The organism is Streptomyces sp. NBC_01092 (assembly GCF_045039535.1).
In the GTDB taxonomy this organism is placed as follows: Bacteria; Actinomycetota; Actinomycetes; order Streptomycetales; family Streptomycetaceae; genus Streptomyces.
Genome location: NZ_CP108659.1, coordinates 215,003 through 231,310 on the forward strand (window position 1 = coordinate 215,003; position 16,308 = coordinate 231,310).

The window sequence follows — 16,308 nt, forward strand, 5'->3', positions numbered from 1 at the left end:
TCCCTTCCATGGGTGGGGGGAGTTGCGGGGGTTACCACGCCCCGAGGCTGAGGACGTGGTCTTCTCCGGCGGTGAGGTCGAGCGATCGGGCTTTACCGTCGCCGGAGGAAGTCCGGAGTTCGATACGGAGGGTGCGGGTCGGCCTGAGGATCGCCGTGACCCCGCCGGGCGCCCAGGTCAGATCGAGCTGCGCGCCGAACCGGGTACGGATGCCCCGCAGTCGGCCTTCCGGCAGGTCGGGCGGCAGCGCCGGCAGCAGGACCAGCCGGTCCGGGGTCGACTGCACGAGCATCTCGATCAGTACGGCGGGCAGGGTGTGCGCCGCGTCCGCGTTGTAGACGTCGCGGTTCGGGTAGTGGGCGCTCATCAGGGAGGCGTGGAAGAAGTCGCCGCCGAGGACCTGGTCGAGGGCGTGGGCGACCCGGTCGCCGTCCCTGAGGCGGGCCGCGATCAGGGCGTGGTGGAGGTGGCCGTGCGCGGAGTCGTTCTCGGCGCCGCGCAGTTCGAGGGCGCGATGGGCGGCCGACGCGAGGTCCGGGGTGTCGTACGGGGTGATCTCGTCGAGCGGCCAGACGCCGTAGAGGTGGCTGAGATGGCGGTGGTCGTAGGTGTCCGCCAGGCCGGGCCAGGCCCACTCGGCGAGGGCGCCGTCGGCGTTGATCCGGTGCGGTGGGAGACGGTCGGCGAGGGTGCGCCAGCGGTCGGTCTCGGGGGTGTCCGGGTGGTAGTGGGCGGCCGTGCGCAGGGCGTGCCGGGCGGCCGAGAGGTCCATGGCCGCGTTGTAGTCAATACCTGTGGATCACGGCTGTCCGTTGAGGCCGAGCTTCCTCTTGCCTTAGGGGGAGAAGATCGATCCCCAGCCGGTCCAGCCGGCGTGGACCTGGGCGATCTGGGAGGGCAGCGGCATGACCGGGAGCAGGTCTCTGCCCTTGGCCCAGTTGGTGAGCAAGCCCTCGGTGGTGTCCACGGCGGAGACGACCATGGTGACCTTCGCGTTGCCGTCGACCCAGGTCTCCCACAACGCCCACCCTTCGGGGCGTGCTTCCACTCCCAGCCGGACACAGGCATGCGGGTAGGTCTCGTCGGTGCCGGCGGGCATGGCCTCGGGACGGATGACGGCCACGGCGGCGAGAGGAACCTGTAGGCGCTCTGCCTCCTCCTCCAGGCACCCGTCCAGGGGGAAGTGGTAGTGCAGCAGCGCCCGTCCCAGAGCGTTGACACTACGTTGGAGCGGCCCCTCGCCTTCGGTGTCGCCGGCGTACCACTGCTCACCGGCGGCCGCGGAGGCAACTGCCTTGGCGAGCCGTTCGATCTCCCGCAGATAGTCGAGTTCGGGGAGCTCTGGCCTGGTCATGGGGGCAGTGTCGCACCGCTGAGCCGGATCTGTGCACCTGTTTTTCGCGTGGTCACGCGGCCTGCTCCTGGCGCTCGACCAGGACGCCGTTCTCGAACCGGGCCCCCGCGCGGACGAGTGCCACCAGGCGGGCACCGGTGATCGCCCGCCATCGGTCCTGGGCGGACTCGACCAGCTTGAACACCATCGCCAGGGCGGCGGCCGGGCTGCCGGCGCCGCGGGTGACCTTGGTGCGGAGCTTGACGGTGGAAAAGGTGGACTCGATTGGGTTGGTGGTCCGCAGGTGGATCCAGTGCTCGGCGGGGAAGTCGTAGAACGCCAGCAGTTCGTCCCGGTCGTCGGTGATCTTCGCGGCGGCCTTGGGCCACTTGGTGCCGTAGGTCTTCGCGAATGCTTCGATGGCCTTCTCGGCGTGGGCGCGGTCCTCGGCGTTGTAGATCTCCTGCATCGCCCTGGTCGCGCCGGGCTGGGCCGACTTCGGCAGGGCATTGGTGACATTCCGGGATTTGTGAACCCAGCACCTCTGATGCCGGGCTGCGGGGAACACCGCAGCCAGGCCCGCCACAGTCCCATCGCACCATCGCCGACCACCAGCTCAGGGTCCCCCATGCCGCGTCGGCGGCAGTCCCGCAGCAGGTCCGCCCACGACTCCGTCGACTCCCGCAACCCCTCCGCGAGCGCGATCAACTCCTTGGTGCCGTCCACGCGGACGCCGAGCAGGACCAGCACGCACGAATGCGCCTGCCCGAGCCGGGCCTTCGGGTGCACCCCGTCGGCCCACACGTAGACGAAATCCCGGTCCGACAGGTCCCGGCTCTGGAACGCGGCATGATCCTCGCCCCACTGCTTCGTCAGCCGGGTCACAGTTGCGGCCGACAGGCCGGCGGCAGAGCCGAGGAACTGCTCCAGCGCCGACACGAAGTCCCCCGATGACAGCCCGTGCAAGTAGAGCAGCGGCAGCACCTCGCTCACCTTGGGCGACTTGCGGCACCACGGCGCCAGGATCTTCGAGGAGAACCGCTTCCGCTCGCCGGTGGCCTCATCGACGCAGCGGTCGTTCACCCGAGGCGCCGTGACGTCCACCGGGCCGGCCGCGGTGGCCACGGTCCGCGGCTGGTGGCGGCCGTTGCGCACCACCAGGCGCCGCCCTCGCTCGTCGGTCTCGGCCGCCAACTCGGCTATGGACTGGTTGACTTCCGCCTCCAGCGCGGCGGCCAGCATCCGCCGGGCGCCCTCGCGGACAATCTCGTCGATCAAGGAGCCAGACTCCGTCAAACCGTCGGCATTCACTACGCTGAGCACGGGCGTGCCTTCCCGACCCGCGCTGCGAACGCGGGCCTACTCGGTGACCATCACAGGATCATTCGGGAAGGTACGCCCTCTGTACACCTCCCGGAACCGATCCACAAGTCCTGAGCAGTGCTGGTTCCTGCCGGTTGGCCTCGGGCAGGGCGAGGAACGGCTCGGGTGGCATGCCGCGTGGACCGGATCGCGGCAACGATGCCAGCCAGCCACGTCGCTGGAGGAAGGCCGTCGCGCACGTCCTGCTCTGCGCGGTCGAGGTGCTGGAGCCGGTCACCGGGGGCGGAGTCGCCGAGCTTGTCGATCCACCTGGCGACTCCGGCAAGGAGATCTCGCCTGATCCCGCGCGGCAGCATCCGCATCGCGACGGGGAATTTCTCCTGCCCGGCACGCTTGCGCGGCTCCCTCGGCGACATCGCGAAGCGCGCGGCGACCGCTTCGCGCGGCTGCGCGCCGTCTAGCGGGGCCGTGCTCACTCCGCTATCTGGTGACCGACGCCGAGCCACTGCAGGATCGCCTGCGCACGGGTGGCTACCTGAAGCTTCGCGTAGATCTGGTTGATGTGGTTCTTGACCGTCTTCTCCCTAATGCCGAGAAGCATGGCGATGTCGGAGTTGCACAGCCCGCGCGCGACCTGGTCCATGACGTCCACTTCCCGTCTCGAGAGGTACCGCCGGACGTCGTGAGTGCCGCTGACGGGGAACTCGATAACGTCCGCTTCCCGGCTCCGGCCGTGTGTCTGGGGCTGTGTTGCCGCGGCACGGGATGGGTCGACGGCGGGGAGACCTGGCGACAACGGCGTCCGGCCCGTGGACAGCACCTCGTGCACCGCTCCGACGAAACCGGCGCGGCATACGTCGGCCCGGAGCAAGGTGTGCGCGCCCGTCCGGTGGGCCGGTCCGGTCACGTGTTCGTTCGGCAGCAGCACCAGCACCTTCGTGATCGCGGTGAGCCGCGGCAGCACGGTCAGCACCAGATGGGTGGAGCGTGATCCGTCGAGCACGACGATGTCGGGCCGCAGGCGAGGGGTGAGCCCGATCGCTTCGGGCAAGGTGGTCGTCTCGACAACCACAGCGTCACGCGCGCAGTCGCGCAGCAGAGCGCGCACGCCGCGGCGGGTGATGAGGTCGTGCGAGTAGACGAGGGCCCGCGCGAGGTGCGCCGCGACTTCCTCGTCTGCCTTCGGCGAGTGCATCGTCGACCTCCCAGTGCTGTTCGTCGTGAGTGGACCGGTGATCCACGATCGTTCTGTGGTGTGCCAACCGTCAGCCGATCCCGGCAGAGGCGCCAGGACACACGAGGGTGTGTGCCTCGTATGCACGCCGAACCTGCCCGTTAGGGCCTGTGTGGTTGTGATCAACTAGCCAGGACGTCACCTCGATGTGGCGTGCCCTGGCCTCCTCCGCCTTGGGCACCTGTACCGTGCGGACTCCGTCCGACAGCTCCGCGGTGATCTGCACGGGCGTCGACATCACCGGGCAGGCCGAGCCGGTAGTCGAAGCGCCGGAGTCTGCGGGCTTGCCGACGCACCACCCCCAGTGTTCAGTGTCTTTGGCCTCGCCGTGGATGGACAGCTGGGAGTCGGCGACTTTGAACTCCACCTGACCCTTCCGGGCTCCGAGCATGTCCACCACAACCAGGTAGGCGTCCTCGGTCTCCTCGACGTCGTCCCGAGGTGACCACATTCCAGGGGGGATGGACGGGACATCGGGAACAGGGAGGTGAAGCCATCGGCCCGTGAGGGGCGTACAGATCACGGAGCTGCCGGCGCCGGTGAGCTCCCCCCTTCGCCCACGGTGCCGCAGGACGCGCGGGAGCACACCCCGGCGCGGAGCCGTCACGCTTGCCGCGCCATCGGGCGCATCGGCAACCGAGATGCCATCGGACTCGATCAGGGGTTGCTGGGGCGTGGCAGCCGCCGGGGGCGTTACCCAGCCAGCCCATGTCGACAACGCGGGCCAGGAAGTCGACGGCTACGTAGGGCATTTGATCATCGAGATCCGCGCCCTCCAAACGCTGATGATCGCCCTCGGGGTCCTGCCCCCGGACCGGGCCTCGCGCCTCCGCCATCCGCGACCCGTGCTCCTCCTGGTGCGGCCTGGCAGGGTTTTCCCGCCTCACTGAAGCTGCGCCATCTTGAAGTAGCTGATCAGGGTGGTGGCGTGAGGGTCGTTCGGGGTGCTCGTGCTGGTGGTGGGCGGCAGTCTGAGGTGTAGATCGTCTGGCAGGGTTGGTTTTGCGGGTTCTCGTCCGTCGGGATCGGCGCCGCTCGTACGCTCCGGCGCATGATGGACCTCGAGATACAGGAACGAATCGCCGCGCGTCGTGCGGAGCTGGTCGGACTCGAAGAACAGCTGGTCAAGCAGCTGGCGGAGGCGCGGGATGAGCTTGCCGTGGCCGAGCGGGTGTGGCAGCGGATGAGTGAGCAGCTCGCCGACGAGCGGGCCCAGGCCGGATCGCCGGTGGTTCAGGTGGCGGGTCGGGCAGTGAAGGGTGGTCCCGGAGCGTGGCCGGGAGTTTTGGAGTCCGCGTTGCCGGCGGAGTATCAGCGCATCCTGGCTTGCGTGCGGGCGGCCGGCAGTCCGGTCGCTACCCGGCAGATCGGCGAGGCGCTGGGCGTGGACACCGGGGTGCGGGGCAAGCTGGAGCCCTGCGCGGGAGGCTGACGAAGCTGGCCGACCGCGGCTGGCTGCAGAAACGGCCCGACGGGAAGTTCACCGTCCGCCCGTGACCGGCCCGCACCGACGGCAGGGCGTAACCAAGGTACCCCCGGCGGCTGTTGGAATTGTGTGACGAAAACCAATAAGCATGCCGGGGACACCGTGTCCTGGTCCACCAGTGCCGCCTGCCGCTGTCCACGCGCACCGTGAACTACCTCGCCGATCTGCTGCGCGGCCACCTGAAGTCGATACGGTCCAGGTGGCGGGCACTGCCGGCCGGGAGGATCGCGACCATTGTGCTGGCCGTGCTGCGGCACGATCAGCGCCTGACCGACATGGCCGGCGGCAACGACGTCTCGGCCACCACCATCCGGCGCTGGCGCGACGAGCTGATCACCTTGCTGGCCGCCAAGGCCCCACGGCTGGACCGCGCCCTGAAGAAGATCGCCCGGCGGGGCGGCGAGGTCGTCCTGATCGACTGCACCCTGATCCCCACCCAGCGCCGCATCGGGACGGCGAACCGGCCGAACTACTCCGGCAAATACCACCGTCACGGCCTGCACGTCCTCGCCCTGACCGACGAACGGGGCCGGATGATCTGGATCTCCGCGGCTCGGCCCGGCCGCACTCACGACATCACCGCCGCCCGCCGTGACCGCATCCTGTCCCACCTACGCGCCGCTGGCCTCGGCGCCCTGGCCGATCTCGGCTTCCTCGGCCTGGACGACGACCCGGATGACCCCGTGGTCGTCACCGGCTTCAAGGCCACCCGCGCCCGCAAGCTCACCACCAGCGAAAAGGAAGCGAACCGGGCGCTCGCCGCCACACGCGCCCCGGTCAAGCACGGCTTCGCCCATCTCAAGAACTGGCGGATCCTCACCAAGCTCCGCACCGATCCCGCCCGCGCGACCGGCCTGCACCAGCATGACCACCCCGAACGACCCTCACGCCACCACCCTGACCAGCTACTTCAAGAGGGCGCAGCTTCACTGAAGCTCGCAGCCACGGAGCGTCACGGAGTCCACGTAGGTTTCCGAAGCTCGATCGCCGGTTACCGAAAAGTCATATTCGGCGCGGTACGGCTCCGTCCTGCCAGCGGTAGAGGTCGCGCAGCAGGGAAATCTCAGCGCCGTGATGGATCAGCTCCCTATTGACGTGCAGGACCCTGTTCTCCATGGGAAACCGCTCGGGACCCACCGTGGGCGGATTCTCCAGGTCAGCGTCCGAGAGCGCGCGGACCCCCTCGTTCCATCTCCCGTACATCTCATCGAGCTGTTTCAGCGCCTCGTCAGCGGTCCCCGCGTAGGCGAATGTCTCGGAGTCGACGTCCTGGCCGCCGAAGTACCATCCGACCCGATAGCCCAGGCACGAGACGATGATGTGCGCCAGCCGCCAGGCAATCGTGGTCACCGGCGCCGGCACCGGGCCAGGGGACGCGAAGTCCATCGTCCACTCGCCCGAACCTTCCGACATCGGTGCGGCCGACGTGCCACGCGGGCGGACGCTCCAGCAGCCACGCACCGGCTCCCAGAAGTACTCCTCATCGGTAAGACCGTCCAGCCGCGGCCGCAGGTTCGTGCGCCAGTGCCAGTCCAACTGCTCCGCGAGCCGCTCGCTTGTTGTCATTTCCGCACACTACAAACAATGGAGACCTGGCTGCGACCCTCGCGGACGCCGTCGCCGTCCGTGGGCCGCGAGAGCGTACCGCACCGGGAGATGACGCTGGGGGCTGATGTGCCCTTCGAGCCGCGCCGCCGCGAGCGACTGTTTGACATTGACAACCCGGCTGGCTGGGCTGGGTTCAATGACCCGAATGTGACAGCCCCGACCGATGACATGACGGATGATCAAGACCGCAGACTCCCGCCCGAGATCAGCATGAGTATCCCGAGCGAGCGCCACGCCAGAGCCTCCGACCTGCATGTTCGAAGATGGCGAAGACTCTCAGTACCTGATCAATGTGCCAGTGGTGTCCTGCCCTGGGGCGGCAAGTTGCCATGAGCCTTCGGATTTCCGCCAAGGTGAGGGGCGCGAGGGCTGATCCGTTTCTGCGGCCCCCCTTTCCGTTCCGCCCTTGGCGGCCATGGCGGCGAGGAAGGCGTGGGCGAGCATGGCCAGGGTGATGTGCCGGTACCAGCCGATGTACCGGCGGACCTCGTACTGGTCCAGGCCGCACTCGTTCTTCGCGCTCTCAAAACAGGCTTCGATGGCCCAGCGGCTTCCTGCGACCTCGACCAGCTCACTGACGGAGGTGCCGGTGGGAGCATGGGCCAGGTAGTAGGCGATGTTGTCCGGACGGGAGATGCTTCGGCGGGCCATGACCCACCTGTGATGGCTTGGCTCGTCGCCGTCGAAGAACGGGACGGCGGGAAGTTGAGGGGCTGCCCAGTCATAGAGGCGGGGGCCTTTACTGGCCCTAACAAAGCCTCTCGACGTGTCTGTGGGTGATCAGGCAGACGGCGAGTCCGAGGAAGGCCTCATGGATGTCGTCGCGGCGTTCCCAGCGGATCCGTAGGCGGCGGAAGCCGTGTAGCCAGGAGATCGTCCGCTCGACGACCCAGCGGAAGGTGCCCAGGCCGGTGCCGTGCGGTTGTCCCCGCTCGGCGATCGCGGGCCTGATCCCGCGCTGGCGCAGCAGCCGACGGTACTTGTCATGGTCGTAGCCGCGGTCCGCGAAGAGCATGTCGGGCCGTCGGCGCGGTCGGCCGACCACTCCCGCCACTGCTGGGATCTTGTCCAGCAGTGGCAGCAGTTGGGTGACGTCGTTGCGGTTGCCACCGGTCAAAGACACCGCGAGCGGGATGCCCTGCCCGTCCGTGATGATGTGGTGTTTGCTGCCCGGGCGTGCGCGGTCGACCGGGCTGGGCCCGCTTTTGGGCCTCGCCGTACGGCCCGGACGCGGGAGGAGTCGATCACCGCCCGCGACCAGTCCAGCTGGTTCTTCGACCGCAGCTTGTTCAGCAGCAGCTGGTGCAGCTGGTCCCAGACACCTGCCTCGTTCCAGGCCGCCAGGCGACGCCAGCAGGTCATGCCCGAGCCGAAGCCGAGCTCCTGGGGCAGGTACTCCCACTGGATGCCGGTGTGCAGCACGAACAGGATGCCGCACAAGGCCTGACGGTCGGGCACTCGCGGCCGTCCCTCCACCAGCTCGGCGCCGGCTCAGGCAGCAACGGCTCGATAAGCGACCACAGTTCGTCCGACACGATCCACGGCCGCGACTGACGCTTCCCCATGCCCCCTCAACGAGCGACAAAGCAGACAGTCACATGATCAACCCGCCCGAACCGGTGGCCAACCCGCAACAGCACCTCGTCCAGCTCTCCCGCCCACACATCAGGGCACACATCATCTTGCACGATCAGAACAACATCGATCGCGCACCGCCGGTCACGAACACCCGCCACATGACAGCCCATCAGCTCGCTACACTCGGAAACAGGCTCCTGACCAGCGGCGATAGCGAACTGCAACAGCCTTTAGTGGGCATACCGCAGGCATCAAGGGCCGTCAGCCCCTGTCGACACCACGCCTTGCAGGTCAGTAGACACTCCCCAGGGTCTCGGCAAACCGAACGAGAGGGGATCGGTATGACGTGGTCCCGGTGTGAAGAGTAGGCTTGGTGTCGGGTTGGGTAGGAATGGAGCATGTTCGAGATGGCACTCCGGACTGCGTCTGATGCTCGGGAGGGTGTGAGCAGTCTGCCAGTCGACGTCACCAGTTTCGTGGGGCGTCGGACTCAGATTGCTGATGCGAAGCGGCTTTTGTCGGGCGCTCGTCTGTTGACACTGACGGGTCCGGGTGGGGTGGGTAAGACGCGTCTTGCTCTGCGGGTGGCCTATGCAGTGCGTCGGGCCTTTGGTGACGGGGTGCGTTTCGTCGAGCTTGCGGAGTTGCGTGAACCGTCGCTGCTTGCCTACGCGGTGGCGGAGAAGCTGGGTCTGCAGGACCGGCCGTTTCAGTCTGCGTTGGAGACGATTGTCGAGCACCTTCAGCCCCGTGAGGTGCTGTTGGTGCTGGATAACTGTGAGCATATGGCTGAGGACACTGCGCTGTTCGTTGATGCTGTGTTGGGGGCGTGTCCTCAGGTGCGGATTCTGGCGACGAGTCGGCAACCGTTGGAGGCGTACGGGGAGACGACCTTGGTGGTCCCGCCGCTGCCGGTGCCCGAACCTGATGTGGCGCTCTCGCCTGATGCGCTGATGTTGTACGACTCGGTCGCGTTGTTTGCGGAGCGTGCGCGTGCAGTGCTGCCCGGGTTCGATGTGCGGAGCCAGGATTGTGCAGTGCTGGCGCGTGTGTGCCGGGATCTGGACGGGATTCCACTGGCGATCGAGCTGGCCGTGGTGTGGTTGCGGGCGCTGTCGCTTGACCAGATCGCGGAGCGGTTGTCAGAGCGTTTCCGGTTGCTTGCGCGGGGCCCCCGGAATGTGCCCCCGCGGCAGCGGACGCTGCGGTCGATGGTCGAGTGGAGCTATGACCTGTGCTCGGAGCCGGAGAAACGGGTCTGGGCTCGTGCGTCGGTGTTTTCCGGTGGTTTCGATCTGGCGGCGGTGGAGTATGTCGGCGGTGGCGAGGAGGCGGACCGTGAGGCGATGGCTGACACAGTCCGCTCCCTGGTCGACAAGTCCATTCTGATCCGGGAAGAGGCCGAGGGTGTGGTGCGCTATCGGATGCTGGAGACGATGCGGGAGTACGGTCAGGAACGGCTGGTGTCGGCGGGTGAGGACATCGCAATGCGGCGCCGTCACCGGGACTGGTGTGTGCGTCTGGTTGACCGTTTCGAGGCGGAGTGGATCGGGCCGGACCAGGAGGTGTGGGTCAGGCACTTGCGGCGTGAGCACGCCAACCTGAGGATCGCCCTCGACTTCTGCCTCGCCCAGCCCGGCGAGGCCCACGTCGCGCTGCGCATGGCCGTCAAGATTGATGACTACTGGAGCATCCGCGGAATCTACACGGAGGCGCGCCATTGGCTCGATCATGCGCTGACGGCCTCACCGGAGCCCACCAACGAACGCGTCCTGGCCATGTGCCTCAACGCCGTGATGAGGTATATGCAGGGTGACCACGACGCTGCGTTGACGATGCTGGCCGAGGCGGACGAACTATTGGAGCAGAGCGTCGCCAGCACCGCAGAACGTGCCTACGTGATGCTCAACACGGGCATAGTTCTCGGATCCACCGCAGATGTGGCACGCGGGATATCACTCATCGGCGATGCCGTCTCCGGGTTCCGGACCGCAAACGCAGCCCGTGGCCAGTTGCATGCACAGTTCCTACTCGGGCTGGCCCTTGGCTTGATGGGCGAACGCGAGCGAGGTCTGACCCTTCTCGACGAATGCCTTGCCAAAACGTCCCGATGGGGTGAGACATACTGGCGCTCGTGGGCACTGTGGGCTCTCGCCTTCATCGAGGTCGACCACGACCCCGAGCGAGCGGAGGCGGCAATAAGCGAGGCCCTGGGCGTCCAAAGCCGCATGCAGAGCAAGACCGGGATCGCCATGGGGATCGACATTCTCGCCTGGGTGAACGCACGGCAAGGACGACACAGGCGGGCCGCCACGCTCTTTGGTGTCGCCGCTGCCTTGTGGGACGAGATGGGCGTGTCCCCGGACAGCATCTCCCACCAACTCCGAATGACTGATCAGCAGTTCATCAGCACGACCCGGGCGGCCTTGGGAGATGACGGCTACGATGAGGCCTTTCGACGCGGATACCAGCTCTCCGAGCAGCGAGCGGTGGATTACGCACTCGAGAAGGACACACCAGTGCGGACAACGGCTCACCCCCGCGAGGAGGAAACACCGTTGACTCCCCGAGAACAGCAGATCTCCGCGCTGCTCGCCGAAGGCTTGTCCAATAAGGAGATCGCAGCCAGGCTGGTCATCGCCCAACGCACGGCGGAGTCACACGTGGATCACATCCTCACCAAACTCGGGTTCACCTCACGGGCACAGGTCGCTTCCTGGTTCACCGTGCAAAATTCCGCGCCGCCGACCGATGGCTGATCTTCTCAACTACCTGAGACGGTGCAATACCAGCACTGGAGCGCCAGCGCCTATGCGAACTTTTAACGCGCGGATGTGGGAGCCGTCGACCGCCGCCCGGGAGAAGTCAAGGGAGTTCACCCCACGGAACTCGGCGAGGTGGACCTCGTGCAGCCGAGGCCACACCCCGGCCTCGGTCCGTTCCGCCGGACGCTGCCAGCAGGTCATGCCGGAACCGAAGCCGAGTTCCTGTGGCAGGTGTTCCCAGGCAATCCCGGTGTGCAGCACGAACAGAATGCCCTGGAACACCAGCCGGTCCGGATGCCGCTTGCGTCCCGGATGCCGGGTCCGACGCTCCACCTTCGGCAGCAGAGGCTCGATCACCGCCCACAACGCAGGGCGATTGCAAAGTCTTGGTGATCTTGTAGGTGTACAGGTCAAGGACGTGCGGCAGGCGGGTCAGCCCAGGTGAGGAGTTTCGCGAGCAGGGCCATCTCGGTGGGCGGGTCGATCACCGGCTGGATGAGGAGTTCGTCGACGCCGGCCTGTTCCAGGGTGGTGATGCGGGCGAGGAGGTCCTCGCGGGTGCCGACCAGGGCCAGGGTGTTCATCAGGGAGGGCAGCACCAGGTCCCGGTCGTGCGGTGCGATGCGTCCGAGGTAGTTGGGGTAGAGCTTGGTGTGCCGGTCCGGCGCGGTGGCGGTGGTGCCGCGCCGGTCGAGGAGCCGCCGCACCGCCTCGCGTTCCTCGGGGCCGAGTTGTTCGGCGAAGGCGGGTGTGTCGGCGGCTGTGTCGGCGGCGAAGGCCAGCAGTGACAGGACGAGGTGGCCCGTCGCGTCCCGGGCCGCGTCGCCGTGGGGGTCCTCGTCCTCGTCGAGTGCAGGTTCCCGACTTCGCCGTCCGGCCCCGGCAGGCCGGCCCCTCTGACAGCCCGCTGCAGAACCTGCTCAACCGGCATGCCGTCGCCCAAGTCGCGGTCGGGAAAAGGACGTTGTCGTTCTACGACGACATCGTCGGCACCCGGCCCAAGCCCCGTCCCCACATCGTCCCGGACTCGAGGGACACCGCGTGAGTGAACTGGTCACCGCCCGACTGCGGTCCACTGCCACCAAGCTCGGCCTGCCCCACACCGCCATCAGCCTGGAGCATCTGATCCAGCGGGCGGACGCCAGCAAGATGGGCTATCTCGACTTCCTCGACCTGGCACTGTCCGAGGAGCTCGCCATCCGTGACGACCGCAGATTCCACACCGCACTGCGGCTCTCCCGGCTGCCGCACCACAAGACCCTGGACGAGTACGACTTCCCTTTCCAGCCCGACCTCGACCCTCGCAAGATCAGGGACCTGGCCACCTGGTCGTTCGTCGAGACCAAGACCAACGTCGCCCTGCTGGGACCGCCTGGCGTCGGCAAGACCCACATCGCCGTCGGCCTGGCCGTCGCGGGCCTGCCGGGCCGGCTTCACCGTCTACTTCACCAGCCTCGACGACATGGTCCGCCAGCTCAAAGAGGCCGACTCCATCGGCCGTCTGCCTGCCAAGATGCGGCTCTACCAGCGGCCCGACGTCCTGGTGGTCGACGAGGTCGGCTACCTCCCGCTCGACCGTGACGAGGCCAACCTCGTCTTCCAACTGATCTCGAAACGCTACGAAAAGGGCGCGATCATCCTGACCTCGAACAAGACCTTCGGCGAGTGGGGCCAGGTCTTCGGCGACGAGGTCCTGGCCACCGCGACCCTTGACCGCCTTCTCCACCACTGCGAAGTCGTCTCGATCAACGGCAACAGCTACCGGCTCCACAACAAGCTCTTCGCGATCGACGGCGGCGACGCAGCGACCGCCTGGTCACACCACGCCCACACCCCTGCCTCTTGACCTCAAACGACATGGGGTGTCTGAACCTGCGGCATCACCCCACACGGCCGGGGGGTCGAGGGCTGACGCCCTCGACCCCCCGGCCAAAACTTCGTACACACCTCTGCATTTGAGCCCGTACTTCACTCTGCAGATGAGCTAGAGCTCGTCCCGTATGGGGCGTGAGTTATTCAGTGAGGGCCAGGTTGTGGAGCCGGGCGATGCCCAGCATCGCTTAGTGAACGCCCTGGCCCTCACTGAACTTCTTTCATCCTGAATAGGCGCAGGTCAGCAGCGTGTGGATGGCTTGGACGATGGTGCTGATGCGGCGGGTGGAGCAGCGTGCTCGCCGGAGCAGTCGCCGGGACTTCGGCTGGGCGAAGGCGTGTTCGCCGGGAGTTCGCAGTCGTGCGTGGTCGCGGTTGATCTGCTGGTAGTGGAGCGGCTGGATGCTGTGGTGGTTGTAGGGGGTGCGGACGGTGGCGCCGGCGCCCTGGTAGGCGCGATCCGTGAGCACGGGGATCTGCCGGGTCAGGCACGCCTGGATGATGTCGTGGGCTCGTGCTGCGGTCAGGTCGTGGGTGCGTCCCGGTGTCGCACGCGAGAACCAGAGCGGAGTTCCGTCCGGCCGTGCGATGACCTGGACGTTCATGCCGTGTTTCCTGTGCTTCTGGGAGTAGTACGGCTCATCGGTCTTGATGCGGTCAGTGGGAATGAGGGTGCCGTCGACGATGACGAAGTCGCCTTCGCCGAGTCCGGTCAGGGCTTCGTGCAGGCCGGGCGCCCAGGAGGCGAGTATGTCGATGGTCTCGTCGACGTAGTGCCAGGCGGTTGCCTCGGACACCCCGAATCCGGCGCCGACCTGCCGATACGTCTCGTTCTTGCGTAGATGGGCCAGGGCGGGCAGGGCCTGCCGGAAGCAACTCAACGTCCGCCAGGGTGAGCGCAGTTCACGCCTTCGGGCGTAGATGAGCCAGGAGACATGCTCGACAAGCTCGTACGGGACGTCGAGCATGGAAGGATACGGAACCAACAGGGCCCCTCGGTCGCCGGTGTGATGAGTGAGATCACCACGCCAACGACCAGGGGCCCTGCCTCGTCACCACCCCGCCCGACCTGCCCATTTCACCCTCCCGCCCCAGGATGAAAGAGGCTCCTTGTCCAGGGCGGCGACGGAGGCGGGGATGCGTCGCCGTAGTCGTAGTTGCCGCTGAGGCGCAGGGGGTTGGGGCTTGGAGGCACTCTAGTGTCACCTGAAAAGTGGGCAGGGCGGGGATGACTAGCCAACATGCGACTTCTTTCACTCCCATTTCTTCGTATGGCTCAAGGGAGATTTGTGGGTGAGCATATTCAGGCTGGGGTGCTGGCTGATAGCGGCCGCGACGTCGCTTACCGTCATCGCGGGTGCCGGGGTTACTGGTACGACCGCTGCCGCACCGTGCAAGACTGGAGCGCCCGTTTCCGGCAACCTCTCCGTGGCCGTCGTCGACATGAGCACAGGAGCGACCGGCCAGTGCGCGCCTGCTGACCACAAGTTCGCCACCGCCAGCACCGTCAAAGTCGACATCCTGGCCGCTCTCCTTCTGAAGGCGCAGGAGGAAGGGCGCGAGCTGACCGCGGTCGAGCAGGCCAACGCCGAGAAGGTGATCAAGGTCAGTGACAACGCCGCCGCCACGTACCTCTGGAACGAGATCGGTGGAACGGACGGCCTGGCCAAGGCCAACCAGCAGCTCGGCCTCGTTGAGACCGCACCCGACACGGCCTGGGGCGTGACGACCACCACCGCGTCCGACCAGATACGCTTGCTCAAGGCGATCACAACCAGGCACTCACCCCTGACCCCCGAGAACCGCGCCTACGCGCACGACCTCATGACCCAGGTCGAGGCGGACCAGGCCTGGGGCGTATCGGCAGCAGCCGACCCCGGCAGCACAACGGCCCTGAAGAACGGATGGCTCCCCCGCAGCGCAACGGGCCTGTGGGTGGTCAACACCATCGGCGAGGTCCAGCACGACGGGCACCGACTCCTGATGGCCGTTGTTTCGGACGACCAGGAGTCGATGGAGGCCGGCGTCGGTCGACGTGCCGAATGAGCTGGTTGAACATGTCTCACCCATGCCCGAAGGTGTGAACTCCGCTCGCGATGGCGCAAGTTGGGCTGCTTCAAGCAAGCCCTGCCGGCACTGGTACACCTGCGCAAGAACGAGACCCTGCCCCACCTCGCGGCGGGGTTCGGTGTCTCCACCGCAACCGCATGACGGTACGTGCACGAAACTCTTGAGGTCCTGGCCTCCTGGGCGCCCGGCCTGCACGAGGCCCTCGCCGGCTTGGGCGAAGGAGACTTCGTCATCGTCGGCGGCATGCTCATCCCCATCGACCGCATCGCCGCGGACGAGCCGTACCACTCCCAGAAACATAAGCAGCACGGCATGAACCGTGCAGGTCGTCGCACGCCCGGACAGCACCCCGCTGTGGTTCTCCCGCGCAATGCCGGGCCGCACACACGACCTGACCGCAGCCCGCGCGCACGGAATCGTCCAAGCCTGCCTCACGAGACAGATTCGGGTGCTGGCGGACCGCGCCTACCAGGGTGCCGGCGCCAGGGTACGCACCCCGTACTACCACCACCGCGAACAGCCCGCCCACTACCAGCAGTTCAACCGCGACCACGCACGGCTCCGCACCCCCGGCGAACGCGCCTTCACCCAGCTCAAGACCTGGCGGCTGCTACGGCGAGCACGGTGCTCCACCCGCCGCACCAGCACAGCAATCCAAGCCGTCCACACCCCTATGACCTGCACGTATTCAGGATGAAAACGGTTCAAGGATCCAGCAACAGGGTCTACGCGGAGCGATCTGTTGGCGCTACGAAGACAGAACTAGCGCGTTACGGTTTTCGCGCGCTGCCCTTCGTCGAGAGGCTAGATCTGCACCCCGCCGCAAGTGAACGATAGTTTAGGAAAAATTGAGTAAGTTTGAGCTACTTTTCCCTCGAGGTCAGGGAGGTCAGGCATTTTCGGGCACCAGCGAAGCCATGTAGCTCTTGTTCGGCAGGTGTCCCCGCACTGAACTCCGCCGCGAACTGACCCAAGGCTCTGCGCACTGGAGGTGTCAGGCGGCGCCCTCGCCGTCTGGCCGGCCGCTGGCGCTCAAGAG

At 66.9% G+C, this 16,308-nt stretch carries 10 protein-coding genes and 9 pseudogenes; 8 read left to right on the forward strand and 11 right to left on the reverse strand.

Features of this window, described 5'->3' with window-relative positions:
* Positions 1-31 precede the first annotated feature (31 nt).
* The 3 genes and pseudogenes from OG254_RS00935 to OG254_RS00945 all read right to left on the reverse strand — a co-directional run.
* A pseudogene (locus OG254_RS00935) lies at positions 32-781 on the reverse strand (glycosyl hydrolase family 95 catalytic domain-containing protein); the annotation flags it as partial.
* 54 nt (positions 782-835) lie between these two features.
* Positions 836-1,354 (reverse strand): hypothetical protein, encoded by a 519-nt coding sequence (locus OG254_RS00940; RefSeq protein WP_405576390.1) that lies wholly within the window; start codon positions 1,352-1,354, stop codon positions 836-838.
* 52 nt (positions 1,355-1,406) lie between these two features.
* A pseudogene (locus OG254_RS00945) lies at positions 1,407-2,575 on the reverse strand (IS256 family transposase).
* A gap of 251 nt (positions 2,576-2,826) precedes the next feature.
* Here OG254_RS00945 and OG254_RS00950 point away from each other — a divergent pair.
* Complete coding sequence (locus OG254_RS00950) at positions 2,827-3,117, forward strand: hypothetical protein (RefSeq protein WP_405576392.1); 291 nt, start codon at positions 2,827-2,829, stop codon at positions 3,115-3,117.
* An 11-nt stretch (positions 3,118-3,128) separates the two neighbouring features.
* Here OG254_RS00950 and OG254_RS00955 read toward each other — a convergent pair whose 3' ends face one another.
* Positions 3,129-3,851 (reverse strand): DNA-binding response regulator, encoded by a 723-nt coding sequence (locus OG254_RS00955; protein ID WP_405576394.1) that lies wholly within the window; start codon positions 3,849-3,851, stop codon positions 3,129-3,131.
* A 70-nt stretch (positions 3,852-3,921) separates the two neighbouring features.
* Positions 3,922-4,341: an Hsp20/alpha crystallin family protein gene (locus OG254_RS00960; protein WP_405576396.1), complete on the reverse strand. Its 420-nt coding sequence runs from the start codon at positions 4,339-4,341 to the stop codon at positions 3,922-3,924.
* Positions 4,342-4,941: 600 nt separating this feature from the next.
* Here OG254_RS00960 and OG254_RS00965 point away from each other — a divergent pair.
* Together OG254_RS00965 and OG254_RS00970 are read left to right on the forward strand one after the other, a co-directional pair.
* Positions 4,942-5,322, forward strand: coding sequence for a hypothetical protein (locus OG254_RS00965; protein WP_405576398.1), 381 nt, complete (start codon positions 4,942-4,944; stop codon positions 5,320-5,322).
* A 290-nt stretch (positions 5,323-5,612) separates the two neighbouring features.
* Positions 5,613-6,470 (forward strand): transposase family protein, encoded by an 858-nt coding sequence (locus OG254_RS00970; RefSeq protein WP_405576400.1) that lies wholly within the window; start codon positions 5,613-5,615, stop codon positions 6,468-6,470.
* Here the strand turns inward: OG254_RS00970 and OG254_RS00975 are convergent.
* The 3 genes and pseudogenes from OG254_RS00975 to OG254_RS00985 all read right to left on the reverse strand — a co-directional run bounded on the left by OG254_RS00975 (position 6,379) and on the right by OG254_RS00985 (position 8,549).
* Positions 6,379-6,942 carry a DinB family protein gene (locus OG254_RS00975; RefSeq protein ID WP_405576402.1) on the reverse strand — a complete coding sequence of 188 codons (564 nt, stop codon included), beginning with the start codon at positions 6,940-6,942 and terminating at the stop codon, positions 6,379-6,381. The two genes, OG254_RS00970 and OG254_RS00975, sit on opposite strands and share 92 nt — an antisense overlap.
* A 318-nt stretch (positions 6,943-7,260) precedes the next feature.
* Positions 7,261-7,554: pseudogene (locus OG254_RS00980) on the reverse strand (IS701 family transposase); the annotation flags it as partial.
* Positions 7,555-7,732: 178 nt separating this feature from the next.
* Positions 7,733-8,549: pseudogene (locus tag OG254_RS00985) on the reverse strand (IS5 family transposase).
* Between the two features lie 411 nt (positions 8,550-8,960).
* On the opposite strand from OG254_RS00985, the gene OG254_RS00990 reads away from it, so the two are divergent.
* Complete coding sequence (locus tag OG254_RS00990; RefSeq protein WP_405576404.1) at positions 8,961-11,321, forward strand: ATP-binding protein; 2,361 nt, start codon at positions 8,961-8,963, stop codon at positions 11,319-11,321.
* A 54-nt stretch (positions 11,322-11,375) separates the two neighbouring features.
* Here the strand turns inward: OG254_RS00990 and OG254_RS00995 are convergent.
* Positions 11,376-11,741 (reverse strand): annotated as a pseudogene (locus OG254_RS00995) (transposase); the annotation flags it as partial.
* Positions 11,738-12,178: pseudogene (locus tag OG254_RS01000) on the reverse strand (5,10-methylene tetrahydromethanopterin reductase); the annotation flags it as partial. The pseudogenes OG254_RS00995 and OG254_RS01000, both read right to left, overlap by 4 nt.
* Here OG254_RS01000 and OG254_RS01005 point away from each other — a divergent pair.
* Together OG254_RS01005 and istB are read left to right on the forward strand one after the other, a co-directional pair.
* Positions 12,178-12,372 (forward strand): hypothetical protein, encoded by a 195-nt coding sequence (locus tag OG254_RS01005; protein ID WP_405576406.1) that lies wholly within the window; start codon positions 12,178-12,180, stop codon positions 12,370-12,372. The pseudogene OG254_RS01000 and the gene OG254_RS01005 sit on opposite strands and share 1 nt — an antisense overlap.
* Positions 12,369-13,173 (forward strand): annotated as a pseudogene (gene istB, locus OG254_RS01010) (IS21-like element helper ATPase IstB). The gene OG254_RS01005 and the pseudogene istB overlap by 4 nt, the downstream one beginning before the upstream one ends.
* Before the next feature lie 247 nt (positions 13,174-13,420).
* Here istB and OG254_RS01015 read toward each other — a convergent pair.
* Positions 13,421-14,226: pseudogene (locus tag OG254_RS01015) on the reverse strand (transposase family protein).
* Between the two features lie 266 nt (positions 14,227-14,492).
* Between OG254_RS01015 and OG254_RS01020 the strand changes: the two are divergent.
* Together OG254_RS01020 and OG254_RS01025 are read left to right on the forward strand one after the other, a co-directional pair.
* Positions 14,493-15,245, forward strand: a complete 753-nt coding sequence (locus OG254_RS01020; RefSeq protein WP_405576408.1) for a serine hydrolase — start codon at positions 14,493-14,495, stop codon at positions 15,243-15,245.
* Positions 15,190-15,966, forward strand: a pseudogene (locus OG254_RS01025) (transposase family protein). Before OG254_RS01020 ends, OG254_RS01025 begins: the two are co-directional and overlap by 56 nt.
* Positions 15,967-16,308 lie beyond the last annotated feature (342 nt).